The following is a 20,077-nucleotide window of genomic DNA, read 5'->3' on the forward strand; positions in this document are numbered from 1 at the left end:
CTAATCCCTCTTCTTAAATGTTGCACTTGCGAAGTGGTTGCACCCCTCTATGCTGCGCCACCTATGTCTAGCAATCAGCTTAATGATGAGCAGTATCGCGCCGTCCATCACCGTGGTGGGCCACTACTGGTTCTGGCCGGTGCAGGCTCGGGAAAAACACGTGTGATTACCGAGCGCATTGCCACGCTCGTTGAGCGCGATGTGCCTGAAGATGCCATTACTGCCGTAACCTTTACCAACAAAGCGGCCAAAGAGATGCGTGAGCGTCTGGCAGAGCGTCTGGGTAAAAAAGCGGAGAAGCTGCGCATCTGTACCTTCCATGCACTGGGGCTGGCGATTGTGCGTGAGCATGCCAAACTGCTCAATCGTCGTGCCAATGTCTCGGTATTTGCCGGAGCCGAACAGAAGTCGGCCCTTAAATCGGTACTCTCGGATATGAAGCTGCCAGCCGATGCCGATCAGGTGGATCGTCTGATCTCCCGTATCTCATCGCTGAAAAACGGGCTGATTGAGGCACACGATAACCAGCTCTCTGCGATTCGTGAACGCTATGATCTGTTGCTGGAGCGGATGAATGCGGTCGATTTTGATGATCTGATCGTTTTGCCGATTGCCCTGCTGGCTGAGGATGATGAGGTGCGGGCACTGTGGCGCTCACGTGCCCGTCACTTTCTTGTTGATGAGTATCAGGACTCCTCGCGTGTGCAGTATGAGTGGGTACGTCTTCTGGTGCCTGAGAAGGGTAATCTGACGGTGGTGGGTGATGATGATCAGTCGATCTATGGCTGGCGCGGGGCGGAGGTGAAAAACCTCTTCCTGCTGGATCGCGACTACCCGACACTCACGGTGATCAAGCTGGAGGAGAACTACCGCTCTACCGGCTCTATCCTTGAAGCCTCCAACTCGCTGATTGCCAAAAATTCCGAACGGCTGGGTAAAACATTGCGCTCCAATCTCGGTAAGGGCAAGCCGGTGCGTGTCTGGGAGTCCCCTAACCCTGAAGAGGAGGCGCAACGGGTAGCTACCGATATCAAAGGTGCGCGTATGCGCGCTGATGATGGAGAGTGCGGCAGCAACTGGGATCACTTCTGTGTGCTCTATCGCGCCTCCTATCAGGCCAGAGAGATTGAGCTGGCCATGCGTCGGGAGAAGATTCCCTACCATATCACCGGCGGCCTCTCCTTTTTTGATCGTGCCGAGATTCAGGATCTGCTCGCTTATCTGCGTCTGATCGCCAACTTTGATGATGATCTCGCTTTTATGCGCGCCATTGCCCGGCCTCGTCGTGGTATCGGTGATAAGGCGCTCGGTGAGCTTGGACAGTTCGCCATGGCGCACAGCTGCTCGCTGCTGGAGGCGTGTCAGCACGAAGAGCTTGAGCATAAAAAGGCACATAGCCTGCATGAGTTTGGTGAGCTGATTGTCGCCCTGGAGTTTCAGTTTAAGCATGGTGAAGCTGATGAGGCCTTTGATGCTGCACTGGACATGACCCATCTTGAAGCGGCTATCCGGGCTGAAGCGGAGAGTGAGGAGAAGGCGGAGATGCGCATGGGCAACCTCATGGAGCTGCGCCGCTGGTGGATCATGCACGCGGAGAAGGGGGGCGATCTGGCCAGCTTCCTGCAGGATATTTTCCTCATGGCCGATAAGAAGGATGATGATCCGACAGGTCAGGTGCGTCTGATGACCGTACACGGCTCCAAAGGGCTGGAGTTTGATCATGTCTATGTGGTTGGTGTCGAGGATGGCATGTTCCCGCATCAGAGTGCGCTGGAGGAGAATCGCATGGAGGAGGAGCGTCGCCTGATGTATGTGGCGATGACCCGAGCCCGCTATTATCTCACCCTCAGCTATACGCGCGTGCGCAAACGTTTCGGTCAGAAGGAGAAGTGTGCACCCTCTCCATTCCTCAAAGAGCCGGAGCAGTCAGTGATGCGCTGGGTGGATCGCGATACCAACACAGAAGAGGCCAGGGAAGAGGCCGAAGATTTCATGGCTGCGATGAAACGGAACCTCGAACGCATGCAGGCTGGAAAATAGAACCCTCTTGTATGAGAAGAGGCTTGCTGCAAATATCCTGATGGTACAAAAGAAGGCCTCAATAACTGCTGTATATGCACAGTGGCTGACAGCAATTTAGCTACATGCAAAATCCACTTTTTTCGTTTAACCTGTTGCGTGGTTTATGGCAGGAGGCGGGTATGGCGGAGAAGCATAAGGTGACCATCGAGGGTAATGAGGCGGCGGCCTACATTGCCCACCGTACCAACGAGGTGATCGCCATCTATCCGATCACTCCCTCATCTGGCATGGGTGAGATGAGTGATGCATGGTCCAATCAGGGGCGCAAGAATCTCTGGGGCGCAGTGCCTGAAGTGATTGAAATGCAGAGTGAGGCTGGTGCTGCAGGCACGGTGCACGGCTCACTACAGTCCGGTGCGTTGACCACCACCTTTACCTCATCACAGGGTCTGCTGCTGATGATTCCCAATATGTACAAAATTGCCGGAGAGCTGACCAGTGCGGTATTTCATGTGGCGGCGCGCTCCATTGCTGCGCAGGCACTCTCGATCTTCGGAGATCACTCCGATGTGATGGCAGTGCGCCAGACCGGATTTGCCATGCTCTCATCGAATTCGGTGCAGGAGGTGATGGATTTCGCGCTGATTACCCAGTCGGTAACCCTCAAAGCGCGTATTCCTGTGGTTCACTTTTTTGATGGTTTCCGTACCTCGCATGAGGTCAATGAGGCGATTGTGCCATCCGATGATGTCTTGCATGCCATGCTTCCCGACGCACTGATCCGCGCCCATCGCAAGCGTGCCCTGACCCCGGATGCGCCGGTACTGCGCGGCAGCAGTCAGAATCCCGATCTCTATTTTCAGGGCCGTGAATCGGTGAACCCTTTTTATGAGGCGATGCCCGCGATTGTACAGGCCTGTTTCGATCAGTTTGCCGAATTGACCGGCAGGCAGTATCACCTGTTTGAGTATCACGGTGCAGATGATGCCGAGTCGATTGTGATGCTGATGGGATCAGGCGCAGAGGCGGCGAAAGAGACGGTGGAAGATCTGCTCAACCGTGGTGAGAAGGTAGGGGTGCTCAAGGTGCGCCTGTATAGACCACTCTCTGCAAGAGACCTGATTGCAGCGATACCTGCCAGTGTGAAGAGGATCGCTGTGCTGGATCGCACCAAGGAACCGGGTTCCGATGGCGAACCGCTGTATAAGGATGTGGTGACCGCACTGGCTGAATATGTGGGCTGTGGCGGAGATCGCTTTGCCTCCATGCCGCGCATCATCGGTGGCCGCTACGGTCTCTCCTCCAAAGAGTTTACACCGGGTATGATCAAAGCGATATTCGATGAGCTGACGAAAGCGTCCCCGAAGAATCATTTTACCATCGGTATCCATGATGATCTCAGCCACACCAGTCTGGAGTGGCGTGAGATGACGTTATCTGCCAATGCCAATGTCACCCGCTGCATGTTCTACGGACTGGGTTCCGACGGCACGGTTTCAGCCAATAAAAACTCGATCAAGATCATCGGGGAGGGCACCGACCTGCATGCGCAGGGCTTTTTCGTCTACGACTCCAAGAAGGCGGGGGCGGTGACCATCTCACATCTGCGTTTCGGACCTGATCCGATCCACTCCACCTATCTGATCGGGAAAGATGAGGCGCACTTTATCGCCTGCCATCAGCCGCTGTTTCTTGAACGCTACGATATGCTGGCCCATGCCGCAGAGGGGGCTGTCTTCCTGCTCAACTCGCCACATGCAGTCGATGCCGTGTGGCATGATCTGACCGAGAAGATGCAGCAGCAGATTATTGATAAAAAGCTGCAGTTTTACGTTATCGATGCATATAAAGTGGCCAGTGAATCGGGTATGGGGCGTCGTATCAATACTGTGATGCAGACCTGCTTTTTCGCCATCTCCGGTGTATTGGAGAAAGATGAAGCGATTGCCAAGATTAAGGAGGCGGTCGAGAAAACCTACGGGCGTAAGGGTGCGAAGATTGTTGAGCGTAACTTTGCTGCGATCGATTCAGCACTGGCTCATCTGCACCGGGTTGAGGTGCCATCGCTAGTGACAAGTGAATCGGTCATGCAGCCGCCTGTTGCCGATCATGTTCCCCGTTTCGTCAAAAACATTACCGGTGAAATTATTGCCGGACGCGGTGACGCTATCCCGGTCAGCTATATGCCCAACGATGGCACATGGCCACTGGGAACGGCAGCCTATGAGAAACGCAATCTGGCACTGGAGATTCCGGTCTGGGATGAGGATATCTGTATCCACTGCGGCAAATGCCCGTTTGTATGCCCGCATGCGGCGATCCGATCCAAGGTGTTCAGCGAAGATGCCGTAACTGATGCCCCTGCGAGCTTTAAACATGTAGCGGTGAAAGGGCGCGAGTTTGAAGCGGGCAGTCGTATCTCCTATCAGGTTGCCCCTGAGGACTGTACCGGTTGCGGTCTCTGCGTGGAGATCTGCCCGGTCAGGGATAAGAGTAATGCCAGCCACAAGGCGCTGAATATGGCAGCACAACCACCGCTGAGGGCACAGGAGCGAGAGAACTGGAATTACTTCCTCGCACTGCCTGAATATGACCGTGAACAGATTCGCTGGAACGGCATGAAGGGAGCGATGCTGGCCCAGCCGCTGTTTGAGTTCTCCGGTGCCTGTGTAGGCTGTGGTGAGACACCCTACATCAAACTGGCCACCCAGCTGTTTGGAGATCGTATGGTGATCGCCAATGCTACCGGCTGCTCATCGATCTATGGTGGTAATCTGCCAACCACACCCTATACCACCAATGCGGAGGGAAGGGGGCCTGCATGGTCCAACTCCCTGTTTGAGGATAATGCCGAGTTCGGGCTGGGTATGCGACTGGCCATTGATGCCCATCGTGATTATGCCCTGCAGCTGCTCAGGGAGCCTGAACTGAAGCTCGACGCTGAGCTTATCACAGCCCTAGCTCAGGCCGATCAGTCTGATGAGCCGGGACTCCATGAACAGCGTCGCCGCGTTGTGCTGCTGAAAGAGCAGTTGGCAGCCATCGATGGCGAGATGGCGCGCAATCTCGAATCGCTGGCCGATTATCTGGTCAAAAAGAGTGTCTGGACAATTGGTGGTGACGGCTGGGCTTACGATATCGGTTTTGGCGGTCTGGATCATCTCATGGCCAGCGGTCGCAATGTGAATATCCTCGTGCTTGATACCGAGGTCTACTCCAACACCGGTGGCCAGATGTCCAAATCGACACCGATTGGTGCGGTGGCCAAGTTTGCTGCTGGCGGAAAACCGGTACCCAAAAAGGACCTTTCGATGATCGCTATGGCTTATGAACATGTCTATGTCGGCCATGTCGCATTCGGTGCCAGGGATCTGCAGACATTGAAAACCTTTATGGAGGCGGAAGCCTATGATGGCCCGTCACTGATTATCGCCTACAGCCCCTGTATTGCCCACGGTGTTGATCTCTCGCATAACATCAGGCAGCAGGAGTTGGCAGTGAATAGCGGGCACATGAACCTGCTGCGTTATGACCCGCGTCGGGTGGCTGAAGGTAAAAATCCGCTGCAGCTTGATTCCAAAAAACCATCGATCCCCTACAGGGATTTCGCCCAGACCGAAGCACGCTTCTCAATGCTTTGGCGTACCCATCCTGAAGCGGCTGATGAGTTGATGAAACGGGCACAGGCCGGGGTGCTGGAGCGATTCCATCACTATGAACAGCTGGCCAGCCTCTCATTTGCAGAGACTGAGAGCGAAGGAGAGAAGTCATGACTGATCTATCGACCACTTACCTGGGTATGAAGCTAAAAAACCCGCTGGTACCCTCTGCATCGCCTCTGGCACGTGATCCGGACGCTGCCAAACGTCTCGAAGATGCCGGAGCTGCAGCCATTGTCATGAATTCGCTATTTGAGGAGGAGGTGACTGCCGATGAGGAGCGGCTGGATCATCTGATGCATCATCAGGATATCGGCCATTTTGAAGCTTCCAGCTACCTGCCTGCCGGGGATAGTTATAAAACCCATCTGGAAAGTTATCTGGAGCAGCTGGAGGGGTTAAAAGCTGCACTGGAAATTCCGGTGATTGCCAGCCTTAACGGCACCACCCCCAGCGGCTGGACTGCTCATGCCAAGCAGCTGCAGCAGGCAGGCGCCGATGCGCTGGAGCTCAATGTCTATTACATGCCTGCCGATATGACGCAGTGGGCTGATGCGGTAGAGAGCCGTTATGTAAATATTCTCACTGAGGTGAAGAAGCAGGTTGATATTCCGGTGATCATGAAACTCTCATCGCAGTTCAGCTCGGTCGGTAATTTCGTCAAAAAACTTGAGGCGGCGGGTGCTGATGGTGTATCACTCTTCAACCGCTACTATCTGCCCGATATCGATCTTGAAACACTGGCTGTAACCCCGAGCCTGAAACTCTCAAGCTCAGTCGAATCACGCCTCTCCATGCGCTGGATCGCCATGCTCTACGGGCGCGTGAACATGACACTTGCCGCCACCAGCGGTGTACACACAGCAGATGATGCCATCAAGTTGCTGCTGGCCGGAGCTGATGTGACACACATGTGCTCAGCCCTGCTGCATCACGGCCCCGAATATCTCGCTGAGGTGCTCGAGGGGATCGAGCAGTGGATGCAGGAGAAGGAGTACGCCTCCATCTCCCAGCTTAAGGGGAGTGTCAGCCATGCCAAAGCCACCGACCCGGCAGCCTTTGAGCGCTCCAACTATATCAAGGCTCTTAACAGCTTTGATTCACCAGACAGCGTCTGGCGCTAGGCCTGGCCTGCACAATGATCGGATAGCCTAAGAGCGCTCACAATGGCTGGAAGCAACCGTTCGAGTTGTCTCTAAATATGGCGCAGCTGGCGTTTGTTGTGGGCGGAGAGAACCTGCTTGGATTTTGGGGTGTCCTGACGGTAGGGCTTGAGGAAGTTGGGCATATTGCGGCCCTCGATCTTCATCAAATCACCGATCAACAGGGCGGCCAGCGCTCTGGCATCGTGACCTTTTACCTCGGTTAAATAACGGAACAGCAGCAGGGCAAGGCGATCAAGGGATATCTTCCATGTTGAGGCGGTTTCACCATAGACCCAGACTGAGAAGGCGTAGAACCCCTCGAATACTCTGCCCTCAGGCCAGAGCAGCGGCAGACTCTGTTTGAAGTTGCCACTGTTGTAATAGAGATCCCAGAAACGGGCGAAGCGTTTCATGCACTGGATGTCATCAAAACCAAGCTCGTTGTTCTTGAGGATGTCGTAGGGTGGACGGTCACTGTAGACCATACCGAATTGCTCATCGTGGCGGTCAAGGGTGGTGCCTGAGAGCTTTTTCAGAATACCGATCTGAATCTCGGAGTGGGTCATGGCAGATAGCTGATCGAGATTATTGCCGAAACTCTGCAGCGATTCGCCGGGCAGTCCGACAATCAGATCCAGATGCATATGGGCACTGGTCTCTGTTTCGAGAAAGCGGATATTCTCTGCGATCTTCTCCAGCTTGAGATTGCGCCTGATATTACACGCCACTTCCGGGTTGAGTGTCTGGATACCGATCTCCAGCTGTAGTGAGGCAGGCGGAAAGAGTTTGATTCGCTCGCGTACGCTGTCAGGAAAATGGTCGGGAATCACCTCGAAATGGACAAAGTAGGGGGGCTGTTTGGCAAGGAAGAAATCGAGCAGACGGTTGGCAACATCTACATTCAGGTTGAAGGTGCGGTCAATGAATTTAAAACTACGAACACCGCGCGCCCAGAGCAGTTCAAACTCATCGAGCAGTCTGTCGAGAAAGATCGGGCGCACCTTTTTATCAATCGATGAGAGACAGAACTCACAGAGGAAGGGGCAGCCGCGCGATGCCTCGACATAGATATAGCGATTGGCCACATCCTCATCACTGTAGTAGCGGTAAGGCAGTTCGATTGCATCGAGGTTCACCGGCACGGCTTTGATAATGCGCTCAGCAGGCAGATCACCACTCAGGATGCTATTACAGAGTTCAGCAAAGGCGAGATCACCTTCGCCCTGTATAATAAAATCGGCTGCATCAAAATTGACGCGCAACGGGCTGTAACTCACCTCCGGGCCACCAAGCACGACGATGGTTTCAGGCGATACCTTTTTGATTGTCTCCAGCAGTTCACGGCATGGGTCTGCGTTCCAGATGTAGACGCCGATGCCGATGATGGCGGGGTTATCTTTGAGCAACTTTTCAGCTACATCCTGCACATTGTCATTGATGACAAACTCTTTGATGGTCGCACGGTCTTGCAGATCACCAAGGTTGGCGAAGAGATAGCGCAGGCCGATGGCGCTATGGGTATAGCGGGCATTGAGTGTGGTCAGGATAATATCGGGCATGGTGGAACTCTATCGATTGCATGAGCCGTGGGCCATGGAAGGCCCACCACAATTCCGCAGGAGAGCGAAACTGGAGATGCTTCAGCAGTGCAAGATTGTTATCCTGAAATTTTGTGAAAGCACAGGTAAAATCACACGTTTACCTGTGCGTTCAAAGAAAAGTGCATGGAACCATTTTTCGGATGTGAGCAATCATTCGCGCCAGCTTTCGAGGATCTTAAGACAGGTCTTGTTCATCTCGGCAGCCCGCTCTTCAGAGTCGGCTTCATTGTAACAGCGCAGTTCCGGTGCATTACCGGAGGGGCGCAGATGAGCCACTTCGCCACTACTGAAGGTGATACGCACACCATCGGTATTATCGATGGCAGTGACATCGCCGAACAGATCGCCAAGGATCGCTTCGGCTTCACGCCTGTTCCTGTCGTGATTTGCACCGGTTAATGGTTTGAGCCGTTGCTGGCTGAGTTCAGTCGGGAAGTTTTTCAGACGATCAGAGCTGGTGAAACGCTGTGGCAGCTGTTTTAAAAGGTCAGAGATAGAACCATTAAATGATTTTGCCAGCATCAGAATGGCAAGCGGTACAATAACCGCATCACGGGTAGGCAGGGCAGAGAGCGTTCTGCCATCAAGCGTAATATCACTGGCGGTAAGGAAACCGCCATTGGCTTCATAACCGACAACATTTTCACTGCCGCTGGCAACAAGTTCATCCATCGCAGCAATGACAAACGGGGAGCCGATGCGGGTGCGTTCAATCCGCTCGAACCAGCCACTTTTCTCGACAGCGCTGTTGCATGATACCGGTGTTGCCACGCATCTGGCACCGAGATAGTGGGCACAGAGAATACCCGCCACATCACCGCGCAACCACTCACCACTCTCATCCGAGACCAGAGGGCGGTCACCATCACCATCGGCAGAGACTATGCAGTCCAGCTTATGCTCCCGGGACCACTGCAGTGCGAGTGCCACATCTTCAGGGCGTATCGCTTCAGTATCGACAGGGATAAATCTGTCCGAGCGGTTCAGGCGCACCACCTCTGCCCCCAAGCCCTCAATGACCTCAGCAAGAATATCGCGGGCTACGCTGGAGTGTTCGTAAACACCTATTTTATATCCATCAAGAGCATTGGCCGGGAAAAAGTTCAGGTAGCGCTGCACATAGTCGCGGCAGGCATCCGGTTGCTCGCCGGGCAGGGAGGCAAGCCGTGCATTGCCGTGTGCATCAAATAGTCCCTCTGCAATTTCAACTTCGCGGTTGCACATCGCCTGTTCATCCTCTTTGAGGATCTCACCGGCAGGTTTATAAAATTTAATGCCGTTGCGATCATCCGGAATGTGACTGCCGGTGACCATAATGCTGGCCTGCTTCAGCTTCATTGCATAACAGGCAACAGCAGGCGTGGGGATAAAACCACAGTTGACCGGCTCGCAACCGACAGCAGCAACAGCCTTGGCCACAGCCGCCATGATGCGCGGAGAACTTGGCCTGAAATCACCGGCAATGGCGACCTTATCAGCCGTTGTGATCTGCTCGCTTTCAAGCAGGTACTGCAGGAAAGCCAGCGTGTAGGCGTAACAGACCCGGTCGGTCATATCATCAGCCAGACCACGGGCACCGCTGGTGCCGAACTTCACACCACTGCTCTCCATCAGTGCTGATATTTGGATGATCTCTTTGCCCGTCTCACTCATAGCTGTTCGCTCCTGATGTCGCCGAAAATAGGTTTGCGAGTATAGGCGTTCAGTTTCTGTTTTTACAGCAGGGTTATTTATGTAGCGCGATAAAAATGCGCTCGGCAAGGCCATCGGAGATGCCCGGTACCTGAGCCAGTTGCGCCCGTGCCGCTTTTTTCACCCCTTCAATACCACCGAAATGTTTAAGCAGGGTGGCGCGTTTGGCTGGCCCGATGCCGGGGATGGTATCAAGCGCAGAGCTGAACATGCTCTGCTTTTTGCGTTTGCGCATATAGGCACCGGCAAAGCGGTGTGCCTCATCGCGAACGCGGGCAATCAGTAGCAGGGCGGGGGAGTGTCGTCCCGGTTTCAGGGGGGAGCCAATACCCGCTTCGCCACTCTCAAGCCAACCCGGCCAGAGTGTCTCTTCTCCAATCTTGCGAGAATCTCCTTTGGCGACAGCAAGCAGCTTCAAATCGTGAAGGCCTGCATCAGCTGCACATGCAATTGCGATGCCGAGCTGGCCACGCCCGCCATCAATGAGCATCAGATCGGGGCAGGTGATCGACTCATCACTGATAGCACGGAAGAAGCGGCTTAAAACCGCCTGCATAGCGCCATAATCATCACCTTCCCTGACATCAACAGCAGCTGAGATGCCATCGAGCTTGTAGCGGCGATAGAGATCCTTCTCCGGTCCCTGCCAGCCGGCATAGGTGATGGCGGCAACCGTCTGCTTACCGCCGAGATGGGCGTTATCCACGGCAGCAATGCGTTCAGGGATGGTCTCCAGTGAGAGCAGCTCCGCCAGCGCCTGAAAAGCCGGCTGCTGATCTTCACTGCGACGGCTTGAGAGCATCTGACGGCCTGAGTGTAAGACCTGCTCCAGCCACTGCTTGCGGCTACCACGTTGAGGGTGGTTGACCACCGATCTGCATTTGGGGTGCAGCAGCCGAAGCAGCCGTTTTAGTTCACCACACTCATGCTCTGAAGCGCAGAGCAGAATCTCATGCGGTGGCAGATCATCGCGGTAGCGCTCGATCAGCAGCGTTTGCAGGATCTCGGCATCCTCGGCATCGACAGCCTGACCGATACGCAGGGTATGGGTACCGAGATCGCGACCGGAGCGGCGTACGCCGATGCTGGCCAGTACGCCGGAGGTATGGCGGATCAGGGTGATGACATCGGCACTCTCCGGCAGTGAACGCTGCTCTGATCCGGCCAGAATGGAGCGCAGGGCGCGGATGCGATCACGCAGCAGTGCCGCCTTTTCAAATGCCATCGCATCAGAGGCGTACTGCATCTCCGACTCCCACGATTTCAACAACGCCTCATCCTCACCTTTAAGGAAGCTGCGCATCTCATTGACCTGTTCACCATATTCAGACTGGCTGACCAGATCACAGCAGGGGGCAGAACAGCGGCCGATCTGGTGCTGCATGCAGGGGCGTGAGCGGTTATTAAATACGCCGTTCTCACAATCACGAATGCGGAAGATCGATTGCATCACATGCAGTGTGGCATGTACGGCGCCGGCATTGGGGAAGGGGCCGAAATATTCACCGGCCAGCGTTCGTTTGCCGCGATAGAGGTGCAGCTTGGGATAATTCTCATCACTGAGCAGAATATAGGGGTAGGATTTCGAATCCTTCATCAGCACGTTGTAACGCGGTTTCAGCTGTTTGATCAGGTTATGTTCGAGTACCAGGGCCTCTGCCTCGGAGCTGGTGACGGTAAAATTAAGATCACGGATCTGCTGCACCATCGCCTGGGTGCGTGGAGAGTCGGGCATCTTCTGGAAGTAGCTGGAGAGCCGCTTTCTCAGGTTTCGCGCTTTACCGACATAGAGCACTTTGCGCTCACCGTCGAGCATACGGTAGACACCGGGTTCACGCGGTAACGATGAGAGGGGAACAGGGGGTTCAAACCACATGCTCAGAGCCTAGCTTCTGTGGGCAACTCTGCCACACCCTGTTCGGGGTCAGGTCTACCACACCCTGTTCGGGGTCAGGTCTACTATTGAACCGTCTGTTTAAGATAATTAGGGTCAGCTCATGGCCAGACCGTTACGTATCGAATATGAAGGTGCAATGTACCACGTCACTTCCCGTGGTAATGCGGGGATGAATATCTTCCGTAGTGATAGTGACAGGCTACAGTTTCTGAAAACGCTTGCTGATGTGATTGATGATATGGGCTGGCTCTGTCATGGCTACTGTCTGATGGATAATCACTATCACCTTGTCATCGAGACTCCGAAGGCAAACCTTGGCAAAGGCATGCGTCAACTCAATGGGCTCTATACCCAGCGTTTTAACAGAGTGCATCAGCAAGCAGGTCACCTGTTTCAGGGACGATACAAGGCTATCGTTATTGAAGCTGACGCATATTTTCTGGAGGTGGTTCGCTATGTCGTGTTGAACCCGGTGCGGGCTGGCATGGTCAAAGATGTGGCATCCTGGCCCTGGAGTAGTTATCGGAGTGTCGCGGGGTTGGAAGCGGCTCCTGAATTTCTTGCTACAGAGAGAGTGCTGTCACACTTTTCCAGTACGCATAAGAGGGCGATCTCTAGCTATAGCGCGTTTATCTCTGACGGTGTTGATGAGCGTATATGGCAAGGATTAAACCGGCAGGTCTATCTTGGATCGGATGCTTTTGTGGCCACAGTACATCAACAGGTTCAACTCTCTGCTGAAGATAAAAACATTCCCAAACAGCAACGACAAGCGCCGGTGAAAAGCTTGCAGGAGATAGCAGCGCTCTATCCGCAGCGTAATGATGCGATCGTTGCCGCTTACCGAACAGGTGTTTACAGCTATAGTCAGATTGCAGCGTTTTTCGGCATCTATTTTACGACAGTAGGGCGAATTGTTCGGGCTGAAAAGCAAGAGCGGTACAAAAGTAGACCTGACCCCATCAGGAAAAAGAGCGTGGTGGCCAAACAGAAGGCTGCTGAAGAGCAGCGGCAGCTGTCACTTATTTAAAAATCACATATTCGTTTATTGCTACTGTTTTGAGTAGTTGCAGCTGTTGAGCAGAGGGCATTTCCCGCAAAGCGGTTTGCTGCGGCAGTGGCGTTTGGCGTGTTCAACAATCAGGGCGTGGTACTCCTGAAACAGTGAGAGTTGAGGTTCAAGCTGCTGATGGAAATAGTTTTGAATGGCATCGTAATCGATCTTCCCGGATAGCAGGCCCAGACGCGTAAAGATGCGCCGGGTGTAGGCATCAACAACAAAAACAGGTTTTTCCAGTGCATAGAGCAGCATCGAGTCGGCAGTCTCAGGGCCGATGCCGGAGAGGGCGAGGAGCTGCACTCGCATCTCATCCATCGGTTGTTTTCTCAGGCCGGAAATCTCTCCGTGTGCAATATAAAAGCGTGAAAACAGCTGCAGTCGGCAAGCCTTCTGGTTGAAAAAACCGGATGGTCTGATCACCCCAGCCAGTTGTTCGTGGTCAGCACATACAATCGAAGCTGCATCAAGCATGTTTGCCGCTTTCAGGTTGCCAATAGCCTGCTCAACATTTTTCCAGTTGGTGTTCTGGGTGAGCACGGCACCGACCATCATCTCAAAAGGGCTCTCTGCCGGCCACCACTGCTGGTGGCCGTAGGCCGTTAACAGTGTTTCAAAAATCAGCAGCGGAGTCGGATCGTTCAAAGGTCCATATTGGTGCGATCAAGCAGTTTTCTTACCTCTGCACGATTGAGTGTTCTGTAGCTGCCGCGCGGCATGCCCTCTTCAAGGCGAATAGGGCCAAAACGGGTGCGGATCAATCGACGAACGGCGTGACCAACGGCTTCAAGGGTACGGCGAACTTCCCGATAGCGGCCACGTGTAATGATCACGGTTAGCCATGTGTGACCTTTGGTCTCCGAGTTTACAGTGACCTCCCAGCTGTCGCTCTTGTCGCCATCACCGATATCAAATCCGCCACGACGCAGTTTCTCCAGCGTCTCCATGGAGACCTGACCACCGACACGCACACGATATTCACGTGGCAGTTTGGCAGCAGGGTGGGTTAATGCGCGGGTAAGCGCACCATCATCGGTGAGCAGAAGAAGACCTTCCGTGTCCATGTCCAGTCGACCAACAGATTGGACATTGGGCGCAACATCAAGGGTGTCGTAGATCAGAGCACGCCCCTTATCATCACGGCGTGTGCAGAGCTGGCCCATCGGTTTGTTATAGAGGATATAGGTGAAACTTTCCTGTACCGAAACAGGTTTGCCATCCACACAGACGATATCCCGTGGCTGGATCAACAGCCCCGGCTCTTTGCTGACCTCACTGTTTACCGTAACACGACCAGCCTCAACCCAACGATCTGCTTCACGCCGGGAACAGAGGCCGCATCGGGCCAGGAATTTGTTAATGCGTTCACCGGAATTCGGATTGGCAGTGACCGGATCCAGATTTTTGGCCGGCTTGGTTTTGTTCTGGTATTTACCTTGAGGGCGCGCTTTGCCTCGCACTTGAGATGGTTTGCCTTTGCCCCGCTTTTCAGACGGTTTAGATCTGCCTTTACTGCCCGCTTCAGCAGCCTTGGCGCCGCTACTGCTACGATTCTGCTCAGGCTGCCTGGTTGGTTTCTTCGTCTGCTTCGTCTGTTTCATCTGATTCCGTGGGTTGTTCAATATTTTTCATCACCATCTGCTGGATCTCATCTTCATCCATCAACTGTGCCGATTCCGGCAAATCCTTTAGTGATTCCAGTCCAAAGTCGATAAGGAACTGTTTACCGGTGCCATAGAGGTGAGGGCGACCCGGCACCTCTTTGCGTCCGATCACCTTGATCCAGCCGCGCTCCTGCAGCGTGGCGATCATCTGGCTTGATACCTTTACACCCCTTAACGCCTCAATCTCGGCACGTGTGGTGGGTTGGCGATAGGCGATAATGGCCAGTGTTTCAAGGGCCGAGCGGGAGAGACGCTGCGGTTTGATCTCCCACATGTTGTGGATCAGTTCTGCGTGCTCGGGGGCTGTACGGAACTGCCAGCCGCCAGCTGCCTTCTCCAGACGGATGCCACGACTCTGGTAGTGCGCTTCCAGTTCAGTGATCGCTTCGCGGATGTCGGAGGATTGCATCTCCTCGCCAAGCAGGGTGCGTAATTTAAGCAGGGTAAGCGGTTCATCACTCGCCAGAATCATCGCCTCAATCTGAGAGGCGAGCTGCTGTAGTGTGTCACTGTTCATTGCATACTCTCCTTGGGAATCAGGGTGATTGAGCCGTAATTCTCGCTCTGAATCACAGTTATGGTCTGCTGACGCCAGAGCTCAAGAATCGCCAGTACTGTGGTGACCAGCGCTTCGCGACCTGGTTCTCCAGCCAGCAGTTCATCCAGCTGCATGCCACCGGATCGCAGTCGCTCAAGTACCGTGGTCATGCGTTCACGTACACTCATGGTTTCTGAGAAGATTTGATGGCGTACCTCACCACCAACGCGTTTAAGTACTGCTCTGAAGGCGAGCAGCAGGGCATCGAGATCACCATCGGGAAGCGGGCGTTCCACCTCATCGGCTTCCGGAAAGATAGATCTGACGAAAACATCACGACCCAGACGCGGCCTTTCATTGAGCTCTTCAGCCAGCATGCGGTACTGCTCATAAGCGATCAGCTGGGCAGCAAGCTCGGCACGAGGATCAATGGCATTACCCTCTTCATCGATCTCTGGTCGCGGCAGAAGCATGCGCGATTTCAGCTGCATCAGCGTACTGGCCATGACCAGATAGTCGCCGGCAACCTCCAGATCAGGATCTTCCTGAGCTTCAAGAATATCGAGGTACTGTCGGGTGATCATGGCCAGAGGAATATCGAAAACATCGAGTTCCTGACTGCGGATCAGATGTAGCAGTACATCAAGCGGTCCTTCAAATTGATCGAGTTGAACCGGAGGCAGTGCAGACTGCTTATCTTCCTCTTGAATCAGAGGCGCCTGCACCCCCTGAATCATACGCGATAGCCCATCTTCAGTGTTTTACGCACCTTCTCCATGGTGCGGGAGGCCTCATGGCGAGCCCGCTCATTACCGGCTCGTACAATATCTTTGAGATCATCGGGCCTGCTGGCAATCTCGATGCGGCGATCGCGAATCGGCTGCAGCTCCTCCTCCAGATGTTTAAGCATACACATCTTGCAGTCGATACAGCCGATAGCTGCAGTGGTGCAGCCATCTTTGACCCATTCGCGCTCCTCTTCTGTGGAGTAGACCTTATGGAAATCCCAGACCGGGCAGTTTTTAGGGTTGCCCGGATCATCGCGACGTACACGGGCCGGATCGGTAGGCATGGTTTTGACCTTCTTCTCGGTCACTTTCCAGGATTCACCCAGCTCAATGGTGTTGCCGTAAGATTTGCTCATCTTGCGACCATCAAGGCCCGGCAGTTTGGCAGCAGGCATGAGCATTGATGCAGGTTCAGGGAATAGGGGAGGGATACCCTGTCGGTAGAGGTGGTTAAAGCGGCGTGCTACTTCACGGGTAAGCTCCACGTGTGGCACCTGATCCTCACCGACCGGCACACCATCAGCGCGGTAGATCAGGATATCAGCAGCCTGCAGCAGCGGGTAACCGAGGAAACCGTAGGTACCGAGATCTTTTTCTCTGAGCTGTTCAATCTGATCTTTATAGGTGGGCACGCGCTCCAGCCATGAGAGCGGTGTCATGAAGGAGAAGAGCAGATGCAACTCGGCATGCTCAGGTACTTCGGACTGAATGAAAACCACCGCTTTTTCCGGGTCTACGCCCACAGCCAGCCAGTCGATCAACATATCCCATATGGTATCTTTAACGATGGATGGATTGGCGTAATCGGTGGTCAGTGCATGCCAGTCAGCGGCAAAGAAGAAGCACTGATGCTGCTGCTGCAGTGTCAGCCAGTTTTCCAGTACACCTTTATAGTGACCCAGATGCAGTTTCCCTGTCGGGCGCATACCGGAAAGAATTCGTTTCGGTTTGTTCTTTGGATTGTCAGAAGTGCTCAATCTTTTCCCCTCGTTGACGTTGAATCTGTGATTCATTCGCCGCCATGTTTCAACCATCTCTGCGAACGATAGCAAAGCAGCAGGCCCATTGTAACAATGGGTGTTACATCGTGAAATGCGGGAAGACAAAAACACTCTGCTGCGACAATCTGTCACTTGACATATAAGTAAATGATAATATAATTATCCAAGAGAAAAAGGAGTCACTCATGTTATTTGTCAGGGAACAGAAAGAGAACCGGAGTTGTCTCTATCAGGCGCATGTATGGTTCACTGAACACTCACACCAGTGTGGTTGCTTCACAACGCTTAAAGCGGCTGAGCACTGGGCCAACTGGTTGCAGAAGGAGATTGTAACCAGAGACCTGTTTAAGGCGATTCACAACAGATCGGGTCAGTGATGGAGCTTCTCCTCATAGCATTTTCGGTGGGTTTCTTTGGCAGCATGCACTGTGTAGGCATGTGTGGCGGGCTTGTCTCCGCACTCTCCATGACCCGTCCAAAAGTCTGGTGGTCAGGATTGGCCGCTTACCAGTTTGGCCGCGTTACCACCTATGCCATGTTGGGTGTGGTCAGTGGTTTGATCGGTTTCTCCCTGAAACAGCTGGGAAGTTTTGATCAGGTTCAGTTTTTCTTAACGCTGTTTGCCGGACTGATTATGATCACTTTTGGTCTGAATCTGGCGGGCTGGATGCCTGATCCTTTTGCACGCTTGGGTGCCCGTGCCATAGGTGGTCTGGGTTTGGCCAACCGTATCAGATCGGCTGCCAGCAAACGTACACCGGTAAGCTGGTTTGCGATTGGAGTGGCCAACGGCCTTCTGCCCTGTGGTCTGGTGTATGCAGCACTGGGTTTAAGTGTCGCATCCGGTGGGGTGGCTGAAGCCGGTTCTGCCATGCTGGCCTTTGGCCTGGGAACCATTCCTGCAATGATGGCTGCACCGGCATTGGTGAATCTCCTTGCCGCCAACAGACGCTCGCTGGTGTTAAAGCTACTCGGTATTCTGGTTATTCTTCTCGGACTGTTCACCATGGTGCGAGGCACAAGTCTGATGCATATGCTGCATGGTGGTGGAGTAGGTCACGATCTGTCCACGCATCAGATGAGCCCTCCTTCAGCTCAGCAAAACCCCATGCAGCATAGGGATATGAATCACGTTAGGTAGCTACAGCAATTCACTGTTTATTAATGATTTATATGCTGATTTAGTCATTGTGGAAACAGCGCTTTTATGTAAACATCTTCATCCATTCAGCAGGATGTTGAGGGAGATGATAATGGCAAAGGGGATCAGTTCGCCTTCCAGCAGTGAAGAGGGGCGTGAGTGCAGACACGAAGTTCATGCTGAGAAGATGAGCTCTCTGGGCCATTTTACTCAGGCCATTGTCCATGATATCCGTAATTCACTGCATATCGTTGTCACTGCATCAGCGATGATCAAGCGGCGCAGTGATGACCCATCAATTCACAATCATCTCAATGCCATTGATCAAACGATAGAGCGGACCAACGGATTGATTGAGCGCATTCTTACCTTTGCCAATAATAGTGAAGATCATCTCGGTATTATTGATCTCTCCGGCTCTATTGATGAATCGATCTCGCTTACCCGGCCGATGATTCCACCGGAGATCACTGTTGACTGGCAACACCCTGCTAAGGCTATGCACATTCTCGGTGATCACGGGCAGCTTTATCAGGTGGTTCTGAATCTTCTGAAAAATGCCATTGAGGCTATTGGTCGGGGTAATTGTGGCTCGATTCTGGTGACACTGAATAAATTTTATCCCTGGGCCGAACTGAGAGTGAAAGATTCCGGACCCGGTATCGCTGCTGATGTTATTGATCTGATATGTGAACCTGCCTTTACCACCAAAGCAGATGGTAATGGCTTTGGTCTGGCCAATGTTTTTGATGTTGTGGAGAAACATGGTGGTACCATGGAAGTGGCAAGTCCTGCTGGTGAGGGGGCTGAATTTATCATTCTGCTGCCGCTGATGCCTGAGCTGAATATATAGAGATCAGTTCGCATTATTTTCGTAAACTGTTCAATCAGAACATTTACTGACTTCACTTCCTCTCATGCAGATAATCAATGCCACATGATTCGTTATATATGGGTTGTGAATATGACGAGATAGAGCGCTGTGGCGATGACTAAAGGGCTGTTTTTTATCAGAACAGGGCGAATTTTTTTAGTGAATGAGTGATGCATAAGTTGGCTCCTTTTTAAAAGATAGGCCAACGCTATTGCATCGGCCTTGCCAACTATGCGATGCCTGTCACAAGGTACTCTGGTTCTATCTACTGGTTCGGGTTTGTAAAATAGAGGCGTGTTGCATCCTCTGATTTCAGTGTGGCTTTCAGGCCAATGGCTGCAACGTGGTAATAGGTGATGCCATCTTCGCTGCTATTGATGGTTGAAGGTTCACCAAAACGGGCTTTGAGTGTTTCCGGTGTAATTGTGATGCTGGGTATCAGCGTTAGGTTTTTCACAACCAATTGCTGGGCGAGAGCCAGATCTTCCGGATGCAGATTCATGCGCGCCACCTTGTTGGGGTAGAGGTGGGGCAGGGTACTTCGCTGCTGCATCTGTTGCAGAGTGATCTCATCCGCCACTAACTCCACGATGACTTTACTGTGATCGGCAATGGCCGGAAAAAATGCCTCCAGTTTCAGCCCGGCTTCGGCATGTTCTTCAGGATATATATATAAGGCGATATCACTACGGCTCTTCAGGGCGATCTCGGCATCGCGCAGCACGGTTTTACCGAGTGTTATACCTAGCAGATGCAGTTGGCCATCGGCATCCACCCAGGTATCCTGTGAGAGATGGTCGCTTTTATGGTTGGAGCTACTCCATACAAATAATGCAGCTGTAAGTAGAAGCGTTGCCGCAAACAGTTTCAGACCAAGTTGTTTGATCTGTTTTTTCTCTGGCTGCGACATTTTGTCCTCTCTGTGTGCTGTATGGATTCTGCTATAGTAGTATGATGGTGACATAGTAACATTAAAATTTACTATTGACAATATTATA

General features: G+C 53.1%; 16 protein-coding genes. 7 read left to right on the plus strand and 9 right to left on the minus strand.

Annotated features, from left to right (window positions below; genetic code table 11):
• The first annotated feature begins 63 nt into the window (after positions 1-63).
• The 3 genes from F3F93_RS10920 to F3F93_RS10930 all read left to right on the plus strand — a co-directional run bounded on the left by F3F93_RS10920 (position 64) and on the right by F3F93_RS10930 (position 6,805).
• Positions 64-2,040 carry a UvrD-helicase domain-containing protein gene (locus tag F3F93_RS10920; RefSeq protein WP_176959223.1) on the plus strand — a complete coding sequence of 659 codons (1,977 nt, stop codon included), beginning with the start codon at positions 64-66 and terminating at the stop codon, positions 2,038-2,040.
• A gap of 161 nt (positions 2,041-2,201) precedes the next feature.
• The gene (gene nifJ, locus F3F93_RS10925; protein WP_176959224.1) at positions 2,202-5,795 is read left to right on the plus strand and encodes a pyruvate:ferredoxin (flavodoxin) oxidoreductase; all 3,594 of its coding nucleotides are present in this window, start codon (positions 2,202-2,204) and stop codon (positions 5,793-5,795) included.
• Positions 5,792-6,805, plus strand: a complete 1,014-nt coding sequence (locus tag F3F93_RS10930; protein WP_176959225.1) for a dihydroorotate dehydrogenase-like protein — start codon at positions 5,792-5,794, stop codon at positions 6,803-6,805. Before nifJ ends, F3F93_RS10930 begins: the two co-directional genes overlap by 4 nt.
• Positions 6,806-6,876: 71 nt before the next feature.
• On the opposite strand, the gene F3F93_RS10935 is transcribed toward F3F93_RS10930, so the two are convergent.
• From F3F93_RS10935 to uvrC, 3 genes are all read right to left on the minus strand, one after another.
• Positions 6,877-8,385 carry a B12-binding domain-containing radical SAM protein gene (locus tag F3F93_RS10935; RefSeq protein WP_176959226.1) on the minus strand — a complete coding sequence of 503 codons (1,509 nt, stop codon included), beginning with the start codon at positions 8,383-8,385 and terminating at the stop codon, positions 6,877-6,879.
• A gap of 192 nt (positions 8,386-8,577) precedes the next feature.
• On the minus strand, positions 8,578-10,080 hold the full coding sequence (locus F3F93_RS10940; RefSeq protein WP_176959227.1) for a phosphomannomutase: 1,503 nt from the start codon (positions 10,078-10,080) through the stop codon (positions 8,578-8,580).
• Between the two features lie 73 nt (positions 10,081-10,153).
• A complete protein-coding gene (gene uvrC, locus F3F93_RS10945; protein WP_176959228.1) occupies positions 10,154-11,995 on the minus strand; it encodes an excinuclease ABC subunit UvrC in 1,842 nt (613 codons plus the stop codon).
• 121 nt (positions 11,996-12,116) lie between these two features.
• Between uvrC and F3F93_RS10950 the strand changes: the two genes are divergently transcribed.
• Positions 12,117-13,046 (plus strand): transposase, encoded by a 930-nt coding sequence (locus tag F3F93_RS10950; RefSeq protein WP_176959229.1) that lies wholly within the window; start codon positions 12,117-12,119, stop codon positions 13,044-13,046.
• A gap of 21 nt (positions 13,047-13,067) precedes the next feature.
• Here the strand turns inward: F3F93_RS10950 and F3F93_RS10955 are convergent, their stop codons facing one another.
• The 5 genes from F3F93_RS10955 to trpS are packed head-to-tail and all read right to left on the minus strand — an operon-like array spanning position 13,068 to position 17,040.
• Positions 13,068-13,718 (minus strand): endonuclease III domain-containing protein, encoded by a 651-nt coding sequence (locus tag F3F93_RS10955; protein ID WP_206675430.1) that lies wholly within the window; start codon positions 13,716-13,718, stop codon positions 13,068-13,070.
• Positions 13,715-14,674, minus strand: a complete 960-nt coding sequence (locus F3F93_RS10960; protein ID WP_176959230.1) for a pseudouridine synthase — start codon at positions 14,672-14,674, stop codon at positions 13,715-13,717. The genes F3F93_RS10955 and F3F93_RS10960 overlap by 4 nt, the downstream gene beginning before the upstream one ends.
• Positions 14,631-15,254, minus strand: coding sequence for an SMC-Scp complex subunit ScpB (gene scpB, locus F3F93_RS10965; protein ID WP_176959231.1), 624 nt, complete (start codon positions 15,252-15,254; stop codon positions 14,631-14,633). The genes F3F93_RS10960 and scpB overlap by 44 nt, the downstream gene beginning before the upstream one ends.
• Positions 15,251-16,012, minus strand: coding sequence for a segregation/condensation protein A (locus F3F93_RS10970; RefSeq protein WP_176959232.1), 762 nt, complete (start codon positions 16,010-16,012; stop codon positions 15,251-15,253). Before F3F93_RS10970 ends, scpB begins: the two co-directional genes overlap by 4 nt.
• Entirely contained in the window at positions 16,009-17,040 is a 1,032-nt protein-coding gene (gene trpS, locus F3F93_RS10975; RefSeq protein WP_176959233.1) for a tryptophan--tRNA ligase, read from the minus strand. Before trpS ends, F3F93_RS10970 begins: the two co-directional genes overlap by 4 nt.
• Positions 17,041-17,249: 209 nt before the next feature.
• Between trpS and F3F93_RS10980 the strand changes: the two genes are divergently transcribed.
• From F3F93_RS10980 to F3F93_RS10990, 3 genes are all read left to right on the plus strand, one after another.
• Entirely contained in the window at positions 17,250-17,441 is a 192-nt protein-coding gene (locus F3F93_RS10980; RefSeq protein ID WP_176959234.1) for a hypothetical protein, read from the plus strand.
• Positions 17,441-18,205 carry a sulfite exporter TauE/SafE family protein gene (locus tag F3F93_RS10985; RefSeq protein ID WP_176959235.1) on the plus strand — a complete coding sequence of 255 codons (765 nt, stop codon included), beginning with the start codon at positions 17,441-17,443 and terminating at the stop codon, positions 18,203-18,205. Before F3F93_RS10980 ends, F3F93_RS10985 begins: the two co-directional genes overlap by 1 nt.
• 112 nt (positions 18,206-18,317) lie before the next feature.
• Positions 18,318-19,058, plus strand: a complete 741-nt coding sequence (locus F3F93_RS10990) for an ATP-binding protein (RefSeq protein ID WP_241697111.1) — start codon at positions 18,318-18,320, stop codon at positions 19,056-19,058.
• A gap of 286 nt (positions 19,059-19,344) precedes the next feature.
• On the opposite strand, the gene F3F93_RS10995 is transcribed toward F3F93_RS10990, so the two are convergent.
• Complete coding sequence (locus F3F93_RS10995; protein ID WP_176959237.1) at positions 19,345-19,989, minus strand: hypothetical protein; 645 nt, start codon at positions 19,987-19,989, stop codon at positions 19,345-19,347.
• Between the last annotated feature and the right edge of the window lie 88 nt (positions 19,990-20,077).

This window comes from Mariprofundus sp. KV (genome assembly GCF_013387475.1).
In the GTDB taxonomy this organism is placed as follows: domain Bacteria; phylum Pseudomonadota; class Zetaproteobacteria; order Mariprofundales; family Mariprofundaceae; genus Mariprofundus.